Origin of the sequence: Tsukamurella asaccharolytica (assembly GCF_007858435.1) — a bacterium.
Taxonomy (GTDB): domain Bacteria; phylum Actinomycetota; class Actinomycetes; order Mycobacteriales; family Mycobacteriaceae; genus Tsukamurella; species Tsukamurella asaccharolytica.
In genome coordinates this window covers 478,115-493,454 of sequence record NZ_VIGW01000001.1, presented here as the reverse complement: position 1 = coordinate 493,454, position 15,340 = coordinate 478,115, and the positions used below count along the sequence as shown (strand labels likewise).

At 71.4% G+C, this 15,340-nt stretch carries 15 protein-coding genes; 7 read left to right on the top strand and 8 right to left on the bottom strand.

Annotated elements, in window-relative coordinates:
* Positions 1 to 2: 2 nt before the first annotated feature.
* Both FK529_RS02315 and FK529_RS02310 read right to left on the bottom strand, forming a co-directional pair.
* Complete coding sequence (locus tag FK529_RS02315) at positions 3 to 1,397, bottom strand: LCP family protein (RefSeq protein WP_205124346.1); 1,395 nt, start codon at positions 1,395 to 1,397, stop codon at positions 3 to 5.
* Between the two features lie 229 nt (positions 1,398 to 1,626).
* Positions 1,627 to 2,406 carry a CPBP family intramembrane glutamic endopeptidase gene (locus tag FK529_RS02310; RefSeq protein ID WP_146559178.1) on the bottom strand — a complete coding sequence of 260 codons (780 nt, stop codon included), beginning with the start codon at positions 2,404 to 2,406 and terminating at the stop codon, positions 1,627 to 1,629.
* Between the two features lie 63 nt (positions 2,407 to 2,469).
* Here FK529_RS02310 and FK529_RS02305 point away from each other — a divergent pair, with 63 nt between their 5' ends.
* Positions 2,470 to 3,933, top strand: coding sequence for an NCS2 family permease (locus FK529_RS02305; protein WP_146559176.1), 1,464 nt, complete (start codon positions 2,470 to 2,472; stop codon positions 3,931 to 3,933).
* A 3-nt stretch (positions 3,934 to 3,936) separates the two neighbouring features.
* Here the strand turns inward: FK529_RS02305 and FK529_RS02300 are convergent, their stop codons facing one another.
* Positions 3,937 to 4,656 (bottom strand): hypothetical protein, encoded by a 720-nt coding sequence (locus FK529_RS02300; RefSeq protein ID WP_146559174.1) that lies wholly within the window; start codon positions 4,654 to 4,656, stop codon positions 3,937 to 3,939.
* Between the two features lie 76 nt (positions 4,657 to 4,732).
* Here FK529_RS02300 and FK529_RS02295 point away from each other — a divergent pair, with 76 nt between their 5' ends.
* Together FK529_RS02295 and FK529_RS02290 are read left to right on the top strand one after the other, a co-directional pair.
* Entirely contained in the window at positions 4,733 to 5,299 is a 567-nt protein-coding gene (locus FK529_RS02295; protein ID WP_146559172.1) for a TetR/AcrR family transcriptional regulator, read from the top strand.
* Positions 5,296 to 6,825 carry an MFS transporter gene (locus FK529_RS02290; protein WP_146559170.1) on the top strand — a complete coding sequence of 510 codons (1,530 nt, stop codon included), beginning with the start codon at positions 5,296 to 5,298 and terminating at the stop codon, positions 6,823 to 6,825. Before FK529_RS02295 ends, FK529_RS02290 begins: the two co-directional genes overlap by 4 nt.
* A 13-nt stretch (positions 6,826 to 6,838) precedes the next feature.
* Here FK529_RS02290 and FK529_RS02285 read toward each other — a convergent pair whose 3' ends face one another.
* The gene (locus FK529_RS02285) at positions 6,839 to 7,573 is read right to left on the bottom strand and encodes a DUF2470 domain-containing protein (protein ID WP_146559168.1); all 735 of its coding nucleotides are present in this window, start codon (positions 7,571 to 7,573) and stop codon (positions 6,839 to 6,841) included.
* A gap of 87 nt (positions 7,574 to 7,660) precedes the next feature.
* Between FK529_RS02285 and FK529_RS02280 the strand changes: the two genes are divergently transcribed.
* From FK529_RS02280 to FK529_RS02270, 3 genes are read left to right on the top strand one after another with little or no spacing between them, the layout of a single operon-like run.
* A complete protein-coding gene (locus tag FK529_RS02280) occupies positions 7,661 to 8,056 on the top strand; it encodes a hypothetical protein (RefSeq protein ID WP_146559166.1) in 396 nt (131 codons plus the stop codon).
* A gap of 53 nt (positions 8,057 to 8,109) precedes the next feature.
* Positions 8,110 to 9,042, top strand: coding sequence for a prephenate dehydratase (gene pheA, locus FK529_RS02275; RefSeq protein ID WP_146559164.1), 933 nt, complete (start codon positions 8,110 to 8,112; stop codon positions 9,040 to 9,042).
* Positions 9,039 to 9,665, top strand: a complete 627-nt coding sequence (locus FK529_RS02270; protein WP_146559162.1) for a histidine phosphatase family protein — start codon at positions 9,039 to 9,041, stop codon at positions 9,663 to 9,665. The genes pheA and FK529_RS02270 overlap by 4 nt, the downstream gene beginning before the upstream one ends.
* 4 nt (positions 9,666 to 9,669) lie before the next feature.
* Here FK529_RS02270 and FK529_RS02265 read toward each other — a convergent pair whose 3' ends face one another.
* Together FK529_RS02265 and FK529_RS02260 are read right to left on the bottom strand one after the other, a co-directional pair.
* On the bottom strand, positions 9,670 to 10,014 hold the full coding sequence (locus FK529_RS02265; protein ID WP_126195512.1) for a metallopeptidase family protein: 345 nt from the start codon (positions 10,012 to 10,014) through the stop codon (positions 9,670 to 9,672).
* Positions 10,015 to 10,016: 2 nt separating this feature from the next.
* Positions 10,017 to 11,021, bottom strand: a complete 1,005-nt coding sequence (locus tag FK529_RS02260) for a septum formation family protein (protein WP_146559161.1) — start codon at positions 11,019 to 11,021, stop codon at positions 10,017 to 10,019.
* 88 nt (positions 11,022 to 11,109) lie between these two features.
* Between FK529_RS02260 and serS the strand changes: the two genes are divergently transcribed.
* The gene (gene serS / locus FK529_RS02255) at positions 11,110 to 12,363 is read left to right on the top strand and encodes a serine--tRNA ligase (RefSeq protein ID WP_146559159.1); all 1,254 of its coding nucleotides are present in this window, start codon (positions 11,110 to 11,112) and stop codon (positions 12,361 to 12,363) included.
* Positions 12,364 to 12,559: 196 nt separating this feature from the next.
* On the opposite strand, the gene FK529_RS20440 is transcribed toward serS, so the two are convergent.
* A complete protein-coding gene (locus FK529_RS20440) occupies positions 12,560 to 13,741 on the bottom strand; it encodes a roadblock/LC7 domain-containing protein (protein WP_231702879.1) in 1,182 nt (393 codons plus the stop codon).
* The gene (locus FK529_RS02245) at positions 13,738 to 15,327 is read right to left on the bottom strand and encodes an MBL fold metallo-hydrolase (RefSeq protein ID WP_146559157.1); all 1,590 of its coding nucleotides are present in this window, start codon (positions 15,325 to 15,327) and stop codon (positions 13,738 to 13,740) included. The genes FK529_RS20440 and FK529_RS02245 overlap by 4 nt, the downstream gene beginning before the upstream one ends.
* Positions 15,328 to 15,340 lie beyond the last annotated feature (13 nt).

Below are 15,340 nucleotides of genomic sequence, written 5' to 3'. Positions count from 1 at the left end.
CCCTAACCGGTACCGGGGGTTCCACTGAGGAGGCGAGCGGGAATCGGTTGGTCCGCGGCAAGCAGCCTGAAGAACTCGTCGGTGTTCTTTCCCCAGGCCAGCGAGTCCCCGTCGCTGGTGTACGTGCTGCCCGCGGTGGGGGTCGTGGTGGTGACGGTGCTCCCGCTCATCGCCCACGCGAGGCGCGCGAGATCCCATAGGTGAGTGTCCTCGTCGACGGACAGCGCGTCGGCCACCGCGTTCGACAGGCCCCACAGCTCGAACGGATTGAGCAGCGTCGTGGGCGAGGTCACCTCCGTGAACAGCGCCGACATGAATTCCCGTTGGTGCACCACCCGGTCCAGGTCGGCGTTCGGGGTTGCGCGGGTACGCACGTAGCCGAGCGCCTGGGCGCCGTCGAGCGTCTGGCAGCCGGCCTTGATCCGCAGGCCCGCCTTCGGATCGTTGATCGGGTACTTCGGGCACATCTCGACGCCGCCGACCGCGTCGACCATGTTCGCGAAGCCGCCGAAGCCGATCTCCGCGTAGTGGTCGATGCGCACCCCGGACGCCTTCTCGAAGGTCTGGACCAGCAGTTGGGCGCCGCCCGCCTGGCCGGCGCCCGACGTGCTGCCCAGGAAGTAGGCGGCGTTGATCTTGTGCCCGCCCTGCCCGGGGACCTGTACGAAGAGGTCGCGGGGGATCGAGACCAGTGTCGCATCGCCCGATTTCGGGATGTGCACGAGCATGATCGTGTCCGTGCGGGCCCCGCCCAGGTCGCCGCCCGTGGCGAGCGCCTTCTGCTGCGCGGGGGTGAGGCCCTCCCGCGCGTCGGTGCCCACGAGCAGCCAGTTCGTGCCCGGCGTGTCGGCGACGCGGCCCGCGTACGACGCGAGCGCCGGAATCCGCGTGAGCTTGCCGTCGAAGTAGATCGTGCCCGCGACCGTGCCCACGAGCAGCAGCACGAGGAAGATCCCCAGCCAGCGGAAGGGATGCAGCTTGCGTTTGCGCCGGACCTTCTTCGGCGCGGGCGCCGCGGGCGCGGGAGCGGCGGAGGAGCGCCGGCGTGGTTCCCGGTCCCTGCCGCGGTTCGTGTTCCGAGGGGGGCGCGGGGGCGGCGGGACCCGCCCGCCGGTGCTGCCCCGGGCGCCGACGGGCCGTCTGACCTCGCTCGCGGGGAGCGGCTCGGGTTCCTGGCGGGGGGCCCATCCCGGCGGCGGGCTCTGGGGTGCGGGGTTCCGAGGTGCGGGCCGACGGGGCGGTTGTTGCCCGGGCCGCTGCGGGGGCGGGACGGGTCGCTGGCCCTGGCGCGGGCGGGGGGTGCCCTGCGGGTACCGGGGCGCGCGGGAGCGCGGGTCGCCCTCGGGGACCTGCGACCAGGCGAGGTTCCGCTCGTCGCGCGGTCGTTCGTCGTTCACGCAGATCGACTGTACTGGGCACGACTGAGAATCCGGCGAGATGACCGGCGCGGGCGGCACCGGCCCGGCGTGCGGGGCGGTGCCGGGGGGACAGTTCTCGAACGGCGCCCATTCAGATTCTGCATAACGCCTGTTCGCGGGGCGGTCTGCGAGGTGGAGCTGCGGTTATTCAGTTTCTGAATGGCGCTCGCGAGGAACCCGTCGCCTCACGGAGTGCCGGTCGGCGGGATCACGTGAGGAAGCCCAGATACGGCCGCAGGAGCGCGAAGCCGACGAAGGCCACGACGTCGAGCAGGAAGTGCGCGATCACCAGCGGCCACAGCTTCCGCCACCGCTCGTAGGCCGCCCCGAAGACCACGCCCATCACCAGGTTCCCCAGGCCCGCGCCGAAGCCCTGGTACAGGTGGTACGAGCCGCGCAGGACGGAGGACGCCGCGACGGAACCGGCCGGCCCCACGCCGAGCTGCCGCAGCCGGGTCATGAAGTAGCCGACGACCACGACCTCCTCCGCGACGGCGTTGCCCGCAGCGAGCAGGACGTAGGTGAGGATCCGCCACCACTGCACGTCGCCGGACGCGGGCACGACGCTCGCCGTGACGCCCAACGCCCGGCCGGCCGCGTACAGCGCCAGGCCCGGGATGCCGATGAGCGCGGCCAGCCCGGTGCCCAGCCCGACGTCGCGCAGCAGCGCCCGCCGCGGCCGGCGCAGCGCGAAGCCGATATCGGCGAATCCGATCCCGGACCGGTACAGCAGGTACAGCGCCAGCGCCGCCCAGCCGAACAACTGCACGGCGCCGAGCACCTGCAGCAGGAAATCGATCACCGCGTGCGGGCTGCGGACGGGATTGAGCGTCACCGTCGTCCCGCGTACCCCGGGCCCGAGCTGATAGCCGATGAGGCGCACCGTCGAATACAGTCCCGACCAGGCGAAAGTCACCAGCAGCACGATCGCGACCTCGGCGCGGAGGGGGCGCCGTTCAGCGATCGGGACGGGCTCGGAAGCGCTCACCGGGACACCCTATCCGTGTCCCGTTACGATTGCCCGGTCCTGCAGCGAGTAAGGGGTCCCATCGTGTCTGCTCCGACCAGAGAGCCCCAGCTGGGGCCCATCGACCGGTACTTCCGCATCTCCGAGCGCGGTTCGACGGTGCCGCGCGAGCTCCGTGGCGGCCTCGTCACGTTCTTCACGATGGCCTACATCGTGGTCCTCAACCCGATCATCATCGGCGGCGTCGCCGGCAACAACAAGAACGTCGACGTGCTCGGCAACGTGCTCCCCACCGCGCAGGTCGCGGCGGTGACGGCGCTCGTCGCGGGCGTGATGTGCATCGTCTTCGGGGCGATCGTCAACTACCCCTTCGGCATCGCCGCAGGCCTCGGCGTCAACAGCCTCCTCGCCGTGAGCATCGCGCCGCAGGTCACCTGGCCCGAGGCGATGGGGCTCGTGGTGATCGACGGCATCATCATCGTGCTTCTCGGCGTCACCGGCTTCCGCACCGCCGTCTTCCGGGCCATCCCCGCCGAGCTCAAGGCGGCGATCGCCGCGGGCATCGGCTGCTTCATCGCGTTCATCGGCTTCGTCGATGCGGGGTTCGTGCGGCGCATCCCCGACGCCGCGGGCACGACGGTGCCCGTCGGCCTCGGCATCGGCAACTCCGTCGCGGCGTGGCCGACGGCGGTCTTCGTCTTCGGTGTTCTGCTCCTCGGCGTGCTCGTGGTGCGCAGGGTGCCGGGGGCGATCCTGCTGGGCATCGTCATCACCACGATCGTCGCCCTGATCGTGCAGCGGGTGGCGGGCCTCGGACCGTCGTTCAAGGACCCGCACGGCTGGAGCCTGAACATCCCCGAGCTCCCGTCGAGCCTCGGCGGCCTGCCGGACCTGTCGCTGGTCGGCGAGGTCGACGTCTTCGGCGCGTTCACCCGGATCGGCGTGCTCGCCGCGTCGGTGCTGGTCTTCGCGTTGGTGCTGTCGAACTTCTTCGACGCCATGGGCACCATCACGGGCCTGACCAAGGAGGCCGGCCTCATGCGCGAGGACGGCACCGTGCCGAACATCGGTAAGGCGCTCGCCGTCGAGGGCGCGGGTGCGATCGTGGGCGGCGGCGCCTCGGCCTCGTCGAACACCGTCTTCGTCGAGTCCGCGTCGGGCATCGCCGAGGGCGCCCGCACGGGCCTGGCGAACATCGTGACCGGTGTGCTCTTCCTCGCCGCGATGTTCTTCACCCCGCTCTACGAGGTGGTGCCGTCCGAGGCCGCGGCGCCGGCGCTGGTCATCGTGGGCGCCATGATGCTGGGCCAGCTCAAGGACATCGACTGGACGCAGTTCTCCGTGGTGCTGCCCGTCTTCCTCACCGTGGTCTCGATGCCCTTCACCTACTCGATCGCCAACGGCATCGGCATCGGCTTCATCACCTGGGTGGTGATGGCCGTCGCGCGCGGGAAGATCAAGGAGGTCCACCCGCTGCTGTGGGTCGTGTCCGGGCTGTTCCTGCTGTACTTCGCCAAGGAGCCGATCGAGGTGCTGTTCGGGATCTGAGCGTTATCTCCCGTCGCCCTGATCCGACGGTGACCGGTGCTCCGCTCTCGCCGCGGCCCTCTCCGCCTTCTCGGCGGCCTTCTCCGCGCGGGCGGACTCCTTGGCCTCGATCTTCGCCTGCTTGGCCGCCGCCTTGTCGGCCGCCTTCTGCTGCTTGCGGTCCGCACGGCCGCGCTTCCAGACGATGAGCCCGATGACGATGGCGAGCGCGACGATCAGCCCGATGATGCAGCCCCACAGGGTCGCCCCGCGGAAGCCCGGCGCGCGGACGTTCATCGACTCCCTGCCGGCCTGGGCGGCACTGCTGATCGCCAAGGCGATGCTCGCTGTCATCAGGTTCGGGATCGACGCGACGACCCCGAGGAACGCCGCGACAGCCGCGATCGCCGGATGGTGTCGGAGCTGGCCGGCCGCGAGCACGAGTAACCACACCGTGATCGCGGTGCAGACGAAGCCGAAGGACAGCCCCATGCCCACGCCGCGCGAGAAGCTGTTGTCCACCCAGTTGCCGACGGTATTGCCCCACCAGCGCGGAATGAACGCGGCGCCGACGAAGTAGACGATCACGAGCATCAGGGCGACCACGAGCAACCCGATCCCGCGCCGCAGCCAGAGCCTCGCGGCGTCGCCGGCGCGGGCCGCGATACCGGGGGAGCCCGATGCCGCGGAATCGTGCCGGTCGATCGGGCTGCCGGGCCGGTGGTCCTCGGGTGTGGTGCTCATCGCACCAATCTAGCCCGTTCTTCGGCATCGCACCTGATGTACAGTCGTACATGTACTAACGTCCATTAGGAGCGCGATGACCACAGCACCCCGCCGCCGTGACCCCGAACGCCGTCGCCGGGAGATCGTTGAGGCGGCCGCGGCGGTCATGGTGGAGACGGGCCCCGACGCGCTGACCCATCGGAAGGTCGCCGCCCGCGCCCGGGTGCCCCTCGGCTCGACGACGCAGTACTTCGCCACGCTCGACGACCTCCGGGCGGCGGCACTCCAGCTGCTGATCGAGGACGCGGAGCACTGGCTCGACGAGTTGGAGGCCACCTTCGTGCGGGAGGGCGCCACGCCGTCGGCGTACACGGCCGCGCTGTACCGCTACCTGATCGACCCCCGGCTCGTCGGTGCGGATTTCGCCCTGACCTGCGCTGCGGCTTTGCATTCGGATCTGCGGGTGGTCAGCATCCGCTGGTCGGAGGATTTCGCCGCAACGCTGGAGCGCTACCTCACCCCCGACAGCTCGAGGGCGGTGGCGATGCTGACCGACGGCGCCGTCATGCACACCGTCCTCGGTGCGCACCCTCACGACCCGGCACAACTCGAACGCGCGATCACCGCGCTCTGGATACCCCGACAGGAGTCGACGCGATGACCGACGTCCAGAACCCGCCGCTCGCGTCCGCAACGCGACGCTGGGCCGCGGCCCTGCTGCTCTCGGCGAGCCTGCTCGTCATCACCGTGGACATGACGATCCTGAACATCGCCGTCCCCGATCTCGCGGCCGACCTGCGGCCGACCGCCGCGCAACAGCTCTGGATCATCGACGTCTACTCGCTGGTGCTCGCGGGTCTCCTCGTCTCCACGAGCTCGCTGGGGGATCGTTTCGGGCGTAAGCGGATGCTGATGCTCGGCTACGTCGTCTTCGGCGTCGCCTCGGCGCTCGTGCTGTGGGCGGAGACGCCCGGCCAGGTGATCGCGCTGCGCGCGGCGCTCGGCGTGGGCGGCGCGATGATCATGCCCACCACGCTGACGATGCTGCGCGTGATCTTCACCGATCCGGCGGAGCGGGCGAAGGCTCTCGGGCTGTGGGCCGCGGTCTCGGGTGTCGGCGCCGCGGTCGGCCCGATCGTGGGCGGCGTTCTGCTCGAGAACTTCTCGTGGCGGGCCGCCTTCATGGTCAACGTGCCGATCATGGCGATCGTGCTGATTCTCGCGGTGTTCCTGCTGCCCGAATCGAAGGTCGCGACGACCGGCGCGTGGGACTGGGTCGGCGCGATCATGTCGATCACCGGGATGGTGGCGCTCGTGTGGGCGATCAAGCGGTTCGCGAAGGAGCACACGCTGCTCTCGGGCCCGGGCCTCGTGGCGCTGCTGATCGCGGTCGTCGTGCTGGGGCTGTTCGTGCGGCGGTCGCTGCGCCGGTCCGAGCCGTTGCTCGACGTGCGGCTCTTCGAGCGCCGGCAGTTCTCCGCGGGGATCCTGGCCGCTCTCGGCGTGATGTTCGCGATGGCCGCGGCGCTGCTCCTGCTGGCGCAGTGGATGCAGCTCGTGGCCGGGTACGGCCCGCTCGAGACCGGTGTCCGGTTGCTCCCGGTCGCGGTGGCCGCGGTCGTCTCGTCGCTGGCCGCGCCGTGGTTGGCGAATGCGCTGAACGCGCGGATCGTCCTCGCGGGCGGCCTCGTCGCCGCGGCGATCGGCATGGTGCTCATCGCGGCGCCCGCGCAGCTGGACTACGCGGGCCTGATCGCGCCGCTGATGCTCGTGGGGCTCGGCATGGGGGCGATGACGGTGGCGTCGGCGATGATCATGTCTGGCACGCCGGAGGAGAAGGCGGGCAACGCCGCCGCGCTCGAGGAGACGAGCTACGACCTGGGCAACGTGCTCGGAGTCGCGATCCTCGGCAGTGTCGCCGCGATGCTCTACACCGCAGACGCCGACTTCGGGTCCATCCCCGGCGTCGACGCGGCGACCGCCGGCGCGGCAGGGGAGTCGCTGGGTGCCGCCATGGCGATCGCGCAGCAGGCCGGCCTACCGGCGTTGGCGGAGCATGCGAGCAGCGGCTTCACCGCATCACTGCAGACCACGGGTCTGGTCGGCGGCGTGATCCTCTTCGTCGTCGCCGTGGGCGTCTACGCCCTCACCCCGAAGGGCACCGACATCACGCAGCAGGCGCACTGAGCGTCGAGCGGAATCAGCTCGCGCGGAGGCCGTTGAGGAACGGGCAGCCCAGCAGGATGCGGATGCCGCGCTGCAGGGCCGCCAGGTCGTCGGCGGGCTGCGCGAAGTTCAGGCGGACGTCGACGTCGGAGAGCTCGTGGTGCTCGGCGCGCAGGCGGATGCCGAAGCGGTCGATGCCCAGCAGCCGGACCCGGTGGTTGCGCAGCCTGCCGGGGAGGCGGCGGGCGAGCTGCCCGACCATCTCGGGGTGCCCGCTCTCGACGTGCGCGAGCCACGCGATCTCGTAGCCGGCGAACGGATCCGGCTCGGCGGCGGCCAGCTCGTCGCCCGTCACCGACGAGGCACCGGCCGCGTCCGCGAGCACGGCCGTCTCGATCGGCATCGTCAGCAGCCGCGATCCGTAGCCCACGTCGAGCAGCTCCTCGACCGGGTTCTCCGCGGCCACGCGGGCGGCGAGGGCGGCGCCGTCGGCCACCTCGGACAGCCGGCCGGACAGCCAGACCAGGGAGCGGGTGCGCTCGCGCAGCGGGAGCGGCGAGATGTCGTTGATCTCGACCATGGCGCGCACGCCCTCGAGCCAGGGCGCGTCGTCGGCGACCGCGACCACCAGGCGGTCGCCCAGCACGTGGTGCAGCGCGACGGTGATCGGCTCGAAGCCGTCGGCCGCAAGGACCGCGGCATGGGGGACGGCCGCGATGGTGCGGACGCGCTCGGCCGGTGTCGGCTCGGCGATGGTCGGGGCGCTCATGACGACTCCTCTCGCTCAGTGGTGGACATGAAGGTAACCCTAACCTAATGCAGCAGGCAACCCCGGGCAAGGGTTAGGGTCACGATGATGGCGATCGAACTGGAGCTGCTCGCGCCCCCGCGCGAGCCGATGTCCCTGGTCGACGGGCTGGCCGTGGCGGCACCGTCGGGCCGGAAGCTGTGCACCTATGCGCCCGGCGACCCGACGGCGCTCTCGGAGTTCCTCGTGCACGGCGTGCACGAGGACGGTCCGGGATTCGAGATCGCGGTGGCCGACGCCGACGAGGCCGTGGCGGTGCTGTGCGCCGTCATCGCCGCGCTCACCGGCGACGACATCCCGGCCGCCCTCGCCGCGCCCGACGAGGCGCGCCTCGCGGCGCTCCACCCGATGGCGCAGGACGCGGTGCGCGAGCGGCTGCGTCACCTCGTGATCCCGGACCCGCAGGCGATCACCGACCGCCTGCGCGCCCTGGGCCTGCGCTAGGCCGGGAGGCCGGCGGGCCCGCCTCACCGCGGCCGCCCCGCTACGCTCGTAGCGTGACGCGCATCGCCTACTTCGGCCCCGAGGGGACGTTCACCGAGATGGCGCTGCTCCAGTGCCAGGACCTCGCGGCCCGCGGCGCGATGTCGGTGCCGGGCGTCGAGCTCGTCGGGGCCGAGCGGATCAGCGCCCCCAGCCAGGTGGCCGCCCTCGAGATGGTGGCCGACGGTGCCGCCGACCTCGCGTGCGTGCCGATAGAGTCGTCCGTCGAGGGGCCCGTGACCCCGACGCTCGACACCCTGGGTTTCGGTGCGCCGCTGCAGATCTTCGCGGAGACCGACCTGGCGGTCGCATTCTCCATCGCCGCGGCGAAGCCGCTGGCCGAGGCCCGAACCGTCGGTGCCTATCCCGTGGCCGCCGCCCAGGTCCGTGCGTGGCTCGCGACGAACCTGCCGCAGGCGCAGGTGGTTCCGGCCGCCTCGAACGCCGCCGCGGCCCTCGACGTGGCCGAGGGACGCATCGACGCCGGCGTGACCACCGCCCTCGCGGCCCAGAGGTACGGCGTACCCACGGCGGCCACCGGCGTCGCCGACGTTGCCGACGCCCGCACCCGGTTCGTGTTGTGCGGCAAGCCCGGCCCCGCGCCGGCGCGCACCGGCAGCGACTGCACCTCGGTGGTGCTCGACGTGCCCAGCCGGCCCGGATCGCTCGCCCTCGCGATGGCCGAATTCGCCCTGCGCGGCGTGGATCTCACCCGCATCGAGTCGCGCCCCAAGCGAACGGTCTTCGGCAGCTACGTCTTCCACTTCGACTGCGTCGGCCACATCGACGATCCCGCCGTGGGCGAGGCGCTGCGTGCCCTGCACCGGGTGTGCGACGAGCTGCGCTTCCTCGGCTCCTGGCCCCGGCCGGGCGGGCCCGGCAGGGCCCCCGTCGACCCCGGCGACTCCGAGGCCTGGTTCGACGGCCTCCGCAGGGGCGAGCGATGACGGGGCTGCTGCACCTGGTCCGGCACGGCCAGACCACCGCGAACGTCGCGCGGATCCTCGACACCCGCCCGCCCGGCGCGCCGCTCACGCCCGAGGGCGTCGAGCAGGCACGCCGGTTCGGCGCCGAGCGCCGCGGCACCGCTCCCGCCGTGCTGCTCAGTTCCGTCGCGCTCCGCGCCCAGCAGACCGCCGGGCACATCGCCGCCGAGTGGGGCGTGGCGACCTCCGCGGTCGACGGGGTGCACGAGGTGCAGGCCGGCGACCTCGAGGGTTTCAACGACGAGGACTCCATCGAGGTCTTCCGGGACGTGGTGCGCCGGTGGTACGCGGGCGAGCCGACGGCCGCGATGCCCGGCGGCGAGAGCGCGGAGGACCTGCTCGCGCGGTACCTGCCCGCCGTCGACGCGATCCGCGCCGAGCACCTCCCGCACGGCGACGCCTACCTCGTCAGCCACGGGGCCGCCATCCGGCTCGTCGGCTTCCACCTCTCCGGGGTCGACGGTGCCTACGCCCACCAGCACCACCTGCCCAACACCGGCGAGATCGTGCTCCGCCCCGTCGACGCCGGCTGGGAGCTCGTGAGCTGGGCCGACGCACCGTCGCACCTGGATCCGATGGGCTGATCCTTCAGGCCCAGCCCAGGTCGTGCAGTCGATGGTCGTCGATTCCGAAGTGATGGCCGATCTCGTGCAGGACGGTCACGCGGATCTCGTGGCGCAGCTGCTCCTCGGTATCGCAGATGTCCATCAGCGCCTCGCGGTAGATGGTGATGGTGTCGGGCAGGGTGCCCACGTAGTTCCAGTCCCGCTCGGTGAGGGAGATGCCCTCGTACAGGCCGAGCAGCGTCGGCTCGTCCTCGTTGCGGTCGCGGACCAGCACGACCACGTTGTCCATGGCCTTCGCGAGTTCGGGCGGGACGTCGTCGAGGGCGTCGGACACCCACTCCTGGAAGGCGCGGCGGGAGACGTGCACGGCTACCGGCCGGGGCCGGGCGTCGGGGCGGGCGCGGCGCCGGGGAAGGTGGGCATGACGGGCTTCTTGCCGTCGATGAGCAGGTCGGGCGACTTCGCGGAGCCCGTGATCGGGGTGAACGTGCGGCCGTCCTTCGACGAGGCCAGGAAGCAGATCACCGAGCGCGAGCCGGCGGTCCACGAGGGCTGCGAGAGGGTGTTCCACGCCAGCTGCAGTCCCGACTTGCGGAGGCCGTCCTGGGAGCCGAACCAGCCCGTCGTGCGCGACGGGCAGATCCGGCTCAGGTAGTCCTCCTGCTGCCGCTCGGTGGGCCACGAGGCGTCGGGGAAGGCCTGTCGCATGTCGATCACCGCGGTCACCTCGAAGGCGTGGGGCTGGACGCACGCCACGGGTGCGGTGCGCTGGCCGCGCTCGTCGATGCCGATGCAGGTGCCCGGCGGCCAGGTCAGCGACTTGTCCTGGTTCACGATCTTGCCCTGGCTCTCCAGGGCGTTGCCGGCACCGTCGACCACCTGGACGCCGCAGCGCATCGTCCGGTCCCCGGACTCCCACGCCTTCTGGCCGGCGGTGAGCAGGCCCATCTGGAACCGGCCCATCGGGTCGAGGCGGGTGCCGAGGTACTCGGTCACCACGGGCGGGCACAGCTGATCGCGCTGCGCCGCGAGCGCCGCCTCCGACGGGTACGGCGCGTTGTCGGGCAGCGTGCGGGCCGGCTCGCCGGCGACCTCGAACTTGTGCGGCTGCAGGCAATCGACGGGCGCCATCGTCGTGGGATCCTTGTCCCAGGTCAGGCAGGTGCCGGGCGCCGACTTGGCCAGCGTGGTCCCGGCCGCGGCCAGGCGCGGCGCCTTCTCCTCGTTCTTCGGCTCGAAGGCGCCGGTCGCGAACAGGACTCCGCCGATCGCGAGCGCGCCCACGATCACCGCGGCCAGGACGGCGCGCACGGTCAGAGCGCCGGCGCGTTCCGTCGAGGCGGGTGCGGGCTGGGTTTCGGTATCGTCGGCCATCGCCCTCCATCATGCCCGGTCCGGGGCGGGAAGCGTGCGCGGTGTAGCGGTTGGGGCGGGCCGACGGTGCCGTAATAGGCTGGCACCCGTGATCGACGTCAAGCTGGTACGCGAGAACCCGGACCGTGTGCGCGCCTCGCAGCGCGCCCGTGGAGAGGACCCGGCGCTGGTCGACGCCCTGCTGTCCGCCGACGCGGACCGTCGGGCGGCGGTGCTGGCGGCCGACACCCTGCGGGCCGAGCACAAGGCGTCGTCGAAGTCGATCGGCAAGGCGGCCCCCGAGGACCGCAAGGCCCTCGTGGCCGCGGCCGGTGAGCTGGCCGCGCAGGTCAAGGAGGCCGAGGCCGCGCAGGCCCGCGCCGACGAGGCCTTCGACGAGGTGGCGCGCAAGATCGGCAACGTCATCATCGACGGGGTGCCCGCCGGCGGCGAGGACGACTTCGTGGTGCTCGAGCACGTGGGCGAGGTCCCCGAGATCGAGGCCCCGAAGGACCACCTCGAGCTCGCCGAGGGCCTGGGCCTGCTCGATATGGAGCGCGGCGCCAAGGTCTCGGGCTCGCGGTTCTACTTCATGACCGGCTACGGCGCGCTGTTCCAGATGGCGCTGCTGCAGCTCGCGGTGCAGAAGGCCGTGGCGAACGGCTTCACGCTGATGATCCCGCCCGTGCTGGTGCGGCCCGAGGTCATGGCCGGCACCGGCTTCCTGGGCGCGCACGCCGACGAGATCTACCGCCTCGAGGAGGACGATCTGTACCTCGTGGGCACCTCGGAGGTGCCCCTGGCCGGCTACCACATGGACGAGATCATCGACCTCTCCGACGGCCCGGTGCGCTACGCCGCGCAGTCGAGCTGCTTCCGGCGTGAGGCAGGCTCGTACGGCAAGGACACACGCGGCATCATCCGGGTGCACCAGTTCGACAAGATCGAGATGTTCGTCTACTGCAAGCCCGAGGACGCGGAGGCGGAGCACCAGCGCCTCCTCGACTTCGAGAAGGAGATGCTCGCCGCCGTCGAGGTGCCCTACCGGGTGATCGACGTGGCCGCGGGCGACCTCGGCTCCTCGGCGGCGCGCAAGTACGACAGCGAGGCCTGGGTGCCGTCGCAGGGCCGCTACCGCGAGCTCACGTCGACCTCGAACTGCACCACCTTCCAGGCCCGACGGCTCGGCATCCGGTACCGCGACGCCGACGGTCGGCCGCAGATCGCGGCGACTTTGAACGGCACGCTGGCCACCACGCGCTGGCTCGTCGCGATCTGGGAGAACCACCAGCAGCCCGACGGTTCCGTGCGCGTCCCCGCGGCGCTGCAGCCGTTCCTCGGAACAGACGTGCTGCGGCCGTAGTCGGGTCGATACCCGAGAGTTCGCGTCGAGATGCGATCGCTCGCGTTCGCCTCCGCGCGGGCGGGCTCGTGCGCTCAGACACGGCTCTCCGATTCTGTCCGATGCGGTCGCGGTGGCCAGGGCGGACAGAATCGGAGAGTCGGGGATCGGCTGGGTAGGCCCACCGGTGACCGGAGGCCCACCGGCGCCCCGGGGTTCAGAGCTCGATCTGCTCCGCGAGCTTGGTGAGGCGGAAGCGGGCCATCGCGAGGTTGGCGCGCGAGCGGTCGAGTACCAGGTAGAGGAACAGGTCGTCGGTGCCCTGGTTGATGGGGCGCACGATCTGGTACTGCGTGCCGAGGGTGATGAGGATGTCCTCGATGTGGTCCTCGAGGTCCAGATCGCCCAGCGTGCGACCCATCGCCTGCACCAGCGCGGAGTTGCCGGCCGCGGCGACCTCGAGGTTGAACTCCGCGGGGTTGCCGGCCGTCGCGAGGGCCATGCCGCTGCTCGCGTCGACCAGCGCCACGCCCAGGGCGCCGTCGATCGTCATGGCTTCGTTCAGGGACTCGTTGAATGCGGTCATGTCACCGGATTCCTTCGGTTGGTGGGGTGCCTGGCGGTGCTGCAGGTCTCGCAGGGTCTCGGGGTCGACGTAGGTCTCGTCGATCTGCGTGTACGGGAAGGGGTCGATCGCGAGCGGCTCTGCGAAGGCCGGCGCATCGACCTCGACGTCCACCACCTCGACGTCGATGTACGACTCGTCGGGCTCGTCGAGGGTGTCGGTCTCGGGGTGCGACTCGAACGTCGCCTCGAAGGTCTCCCCGTCGGCGTGCGAGGACTGCGGCGCGTCGGTCCGGAGGTCGTCGACGGGGTTCTCGGCGCGGGGCTCGAAGCGCGGCGGCGCGAACTGGTCGAAGCCGCCGTCGAAAGCGGTGTCGAAGCCGCCGTCGAAGCCGGTGGAGGAGGTGCTCGACGCCGTCTGCGGCCCCGTCGACGCGCTGTAGCCGAACACGCCCGCGTCGAACGTGTCCGTCGCCTGCTGCACGCCCTGGAAGGTCTCCGACGTGAGCGGATCCGTCAGGGGATCGGGCTTGGTGCGCGGCGCCTCGGGGTCCGGCGTCCCCGGGGCGGACGGGGGCGCGCCCGCGGCGGCACGGGCCGCCTCCTTCGCGGCGACCTGCACCTCGGGCGGCGGGATCACGCGCGGCCGGCGGGGCGCCTGGGGCGGCTGCTGCCCCGGGGGCGGGGCCTGCGGTGGAGTGAGCGGTGCGGGCGGCACCGTCGGGGGAGCGGGCGGTGCGGCGGGCGCCGGGCGCGAGCCCATGCCCGTGTCGTGCACGCCGTAGTAGTCCTCGACGCGCTGCCGGTTGTTGCGCGGACGCCGCGGCCCGCTCATGTCAGCTTCTTCGCGCGCAGCTCGTGCCCGCTGGAGGTGAGGCACCGTCCGGACTCGAGGTCCCACTGCCAGCCGTGCAGGTTGCAGGTCAGCTTGCCGCCCTCGACAACGCCGAACTTCGACAGGTCGGCCTTGAGGTGCGGGCAGCGGCGCTGCACCTCCCAGCCGTCCAGCTCGGTCGAGGCGGTGTCGTCGTGCGCCTCGGAGAACCAGCCGTCGGCGTAGGCGATCCGCTCGTCGGTGAGGCACTTGAAGAAGGTGTAGAGGAACTCGTTGTAGCCGCCGATCCGCCACGTGGTGAACCGCGTCGACAGGAAGATCGTGTTCACCCAGTCCGGCTCGTCGTCGCGGAGCACGGTGCGGACCAGCTCGGCGGCGATGCGGAAGCCGTACCGGTACTTGCCGTCGCCCTCCTCGGGGCCGCGGACCGTGCGGTTCGGGAAGTCGAGCACCACGGTCTCGACGGCCCCCGTCGAATCCGCCATCTCCAGCCCGACGGGGTAGCCGATCCCGTCGCTGATCAGCGGCGATGCCTGCATGATCGGCTCGAACTTGGCCTTGAGGGCCGGCAGCAGGGGCTGCCCGTCGTCCTGGGCCCAGGTGGCCTTCTCGGCCTCGAGGACCGTCGCCTGGCGCGCGGCGAAGGCGTCGAGGTAGGCGGTCTTGTTCTCGAAGATGTCCATCACCTCGGCCTCGGGAACCGGGTGGGTCAGGGAAACGAGTTCCTTGCCGCGGAAGTCGCCGACGGTGCCGGGGATGAACAGCAGGCCCCCGTCGTTGCCGTTCTTCTTCATCTCCTCGAGGAAGGTGATCTGGTCCGGGAAGATGTTCGACGGGTCGCCGCCGATCGTCTCCCGGTCCACCCGGCCCTCGTCGTTGAGGTAGCGCAGCTCGGGGTCGAGGAAGGCGGGCGGGCCCGCCGACGGCACCACCCAGGTGCCGGCGACCTGGTCGACGTAGCTGCGGGCGCGGTCCATGCCGCGCTGGCGCTTCTGCTCGGCGAAGCGGCGCTTGGAGCCCTTCGGCATGTCGTAGACCATCGGGTACCAGATGGCGCCCGAGTACTGCAGCAGGTGCACGTCGACGCCGCCGAACTCGTCGAGCACCTCCATGTCGACGGGGCGGGCGTCGTTCATGTTGAACAGCACCGTCTCGCCGTCGGAGACGATCAGGCCCGAGTCGCCGATGGGGCCGTCCGCGGGGGCGCGCAGCGCGATGATCATCACGTCGAGGTCGCCCCGGGGGCCGCTGATCGTGTGCTTCACCGAGTCCTGCGTCTCGAAGAACTTCGTGAAACCCAGCTTCTCCAGCTCGCGCCGCAGGTCCGGCACGGGGTAGTCGGGCAGCAGGACGGTGGCGTCCTTGCTCACGTTCTCCGCGAGGTTGCGCGCGTCGAAGTGGTCCCGGTGCAGGTGGGAGACGTAGAGGTAGTCGACGTCGCCGAGCGTCTTCCAGTCCAGCTGCGTGTTGTCCGGGAAGGGGAACCACGACGCGAAGTACGCGGGGTTGACCCACGGATCACACAGGATGGTGCCTGCGGCGGTGGAGATGTGGAAACCCGCGTGCCCGACGCTGGTGACCTGCACTGTGGAACCTTTC

Excerpts from the sequence above, each read along its gene's own strand:
- FK529_RS02300 (WP_146559174.1), bottom strand. The coding sequence starts at position 4,656 with ATGAGCACCACACCCGAGGACCACCGGCCCGGCAGCCCGATCGACCGG.
- FK529_RS02270 (WP_146559162.1), top strand. The coding sequence starts at position 9,039 with ATGACGGGGCTGCTGCACCTGGTCCGGCACGGCCAGACCACCGCGAAC.
- FK529_RS02280 (WP_146559166.1), top strand. The coding sequence starts at position 7,661 with ATGGCGATCGAACTGGAGCTGCTCGCGCCCCCGCGCGAGCCGATGTCC.
- FK529_RS02260 (WP_146559161.1), bottom strand. The coding sequence starts at position 11,021 with ATGGCCGACGATACCGAAACCCAGCCCGCACCCGCCTCGACGGAACGC.
- FK529_RS02295 (WP_146559172.1), top strand. The coding sequence starts at position 4,733 with ATGACCACAGCACCCCGCCGCCGTGACCCCGAACGCCGTCGCCGGGAG.
- FK529_RS20440 (WP_231702879.1), bottom strand. The coding sequence starts at position 13,741 with ATGAGCGGGCCGCGGCGTCCGCGCAACAACCGGCAGCGCGTCGAGGAC.
- FK529_RS02285 (WP_146559168.1), bottom strand. The coding sequence starts at position 7,573 with ATGAGCGCCCCGACCATCGCCGAGCCGACACCGGCCGAGCGCGTCCGC.
- FK529_RS02290 (WP_146559170.1), top strand. The coding sequence starts at position 5,296 with ATGACCGACGTCCAGAACCCGCCGCTCGCGTCCGCAACGCGACGCTGG.